The 1,978-nt window shown below is 64.6% G+C and carries 3 protein-coding genes; all 3 read right to left on the bottom strand.

Annotated elements, in window-relative coordinates:
• A partial coding sequence (locus EOA60_RS30775; RefSeq protein ID WP_128312455.1) for a DUF72 domain-containing protein occupies positions 1 to 325 on the bottom strand: 325 nt, incomplete at its 3' end.
• Between the two features lie 30 nt (positions 326 to 355).
• Entirely contained in the window at positions 356 to 820 is a 465-nt protein-coding gene (locus EOA60_RS30770) for a GNAT family N-acetyltransferase (RefSeq protein ID WP_095825316.1), read from the bottom strand.
• 35 nt (positions 821 to 855) lie between these two features.
• A partial coding sequence (locus tag EOA60_RS30765; RefSeq protein ID WP_128312454.1) for an ATP-binding cassette domain-containing protein occupies positions 856 to 1,978 on the bottom strand: 1,123 nt, incomplete at its 5' end.

Below are 1,978 nucleotides of genomic sequence, written 5' to 3'. Positions count from 1 at the left end.
GTCCCAGCTTGTCGCCGAGCGCGACAATGCCCGAGCCGAGGAAGCGCATTATCGATTCCCCGGCCTCGCCAAGCACGCGGCGGTTGGTGACGAAGCGGTTGCCCTTGAGCGAAAAGACGAAGCCCTCCGGCGTGTCGTTCGCCCACTTGACGAAGGTCGGCTCCTTGAAGCTGGAATAATAGGTGCCGTTGACCTCGATGCTCGGCACCTGGCGGCTGGCAAAGTGCAACTGCTTGGCCTTGGCGAGCTTGTCCGGATAGAAGGAGGTGTCCCAGGGCTCGAAGGTCCAGCCGCCCATGCCGGAGCGGATCTTTCCTTGGATCATCGTCTTCCTCCTCCGAGTTTTGAGTACGGCTCAGGCTGCTTTGTCGACCGGCTTGGCCATGTCGACCAATATCCATCCTGGCCGGTATGGGTTGGCGCGGCGACCCGTCTCCCGATAGCCGTAAGCCGAATAGAGCGCGATGTTCCGCTCCATGCGCGAATTGGTGTAGAGCCGCACCTCCGGCACGCTCCATGACCGCGCCTGCTCGTCGGCGAAGTCGAGCAGCCTGATGCCGAGCTTCCTGCCCTGGAAGGCCGGCGAAACGGCAACGCTGAAGATCATGGCATGATGGTCGTGCCGCTCGAGGACAAGCAGCCCGGCCAGATCGGAACCATCCTCCAGCAGCCAGACCTCGCCGCGCGCAATGCGGGGTGCATAGTCCTCGGTCACCGGGATCGGCGGCGCGCCGAACAGGGCGGTATAGGGGGCGTAGGCGTCCGTGGTTATCGCGACGACAGCTTGGAGATCACCTGCAAGCGCTTGCCTGATCTTCATTTGAGACTGTTCCAAACGCTTGCCGACCCACTTGCTCACTCGGCCGCTTCGCGCTTGCCCCCGGGGCGCCGCTCCAGAAGCTCCTTCAGGAACTGGCCGGTGTAGCTGCGCTTTTCGCGCACGATCGCTTCCGGCGTGCCGGAGGCTACCAGCTCGCCACCGCCGTCGCCGCCCTCGGGGCCGAGGTCGAGCACCCAGTCGGCGGTCTTGATGACTTCGAGGTTGTGCTCGATCACCACCACCGTGTTGCCCTGGTCGACCAGCTCATGCAGCACTTCCAGAAGCTTGGCGACGTCGTGGAAATGCAGGCCGGTGGTCGGCTCATCCAGGATGTAGAGCGTCTTACCGGTCGCCTTGCGCGACAGTTCCTTGGCCAGCTTGATGCGCTGCGCCTCGCCGCCGGAGAGCGTCGTCGCCTGCTGGCCGATGTGGATGTAGCCGAGCCCGACCTGCTTCAGCGTCTCCAGCTTGTCGCGCACGCCGGGCACCGCCGAGAAGAACTCGACGCCTTCCTCGACCGTCATGTCGAGCACGTCGGCGATCGACTTGCCCTTGAACAGCACGTCCAGCGTCTCGCGGTTGTAGCGCTTGCCATGGCAGACGTCGCAGGTGACGTAGACGTCGGGCAGGAAGTGCATCTCGATCTTGATGACGCCGTCGCCCTGGCACGCCTCGCAGCGGCCGCCCTTGACGTTGAAGGAGAAACGGCCCGGCTGATAGCCGCGCGCCTTAGCCTCCGGCAGACCGGCGAACCAATCGCGGATCGGCGTGAAGGCGCCGGTATAAGTGGCGGGGTTGGAGCGCGGCGTGCGGCCAATCGGCGACTGGTCGATATCGATGACCTTGTCGAGGAACTCCAGGCCCTCGATGCGATCATGCTCGGCCGGATGCTCGCGCGAGCCCATGATGCGGCGTGAGGCCGCCTTGAACAGCGTCTCGATCAGGAAGGTCGACTTGCCGCCGCCGGAGACGCCGGTGACGCAGGTGAAAGTGCCGAGCGGGATCTCCGCCGTGACGTTTTTCAGATTGTTGCCGCGCGCGCCGACGACCTTGATACGCCGGTTCTTTTTCGCCTCGCGGCGCACCGCCGGCGTCGCGACCTCGAGCTCGCCCGACAAATACTTGCCGGTGATCGAGGCGGGCGTCGCCATGATCTGC

The sequence above is a fragment of the Mesorhizobium sp. M1A.F.Ca.IN.020.06.1.1 genome, from assembly GCF_004023265.1.
GTDB lineage: Bacteria > Pseudomonadota > Alphaproteobacteria > Rhizobiales > Rhizobiaceae > Mesorhizobium.
This window is presented reverse-complemented; position numbering and strand designations above follow the sequence as displayed.

What these genes read in the sequence shown, in the direction of transcription:
- EOA60_RS30770 (WP_095825316.1), bottom strand. Translation starts at nt 820, where the DNA reads ATGAAGATCAGGCAAGCGCTTGCAGGTGATCTCCAAGCTGTCGTCGCG.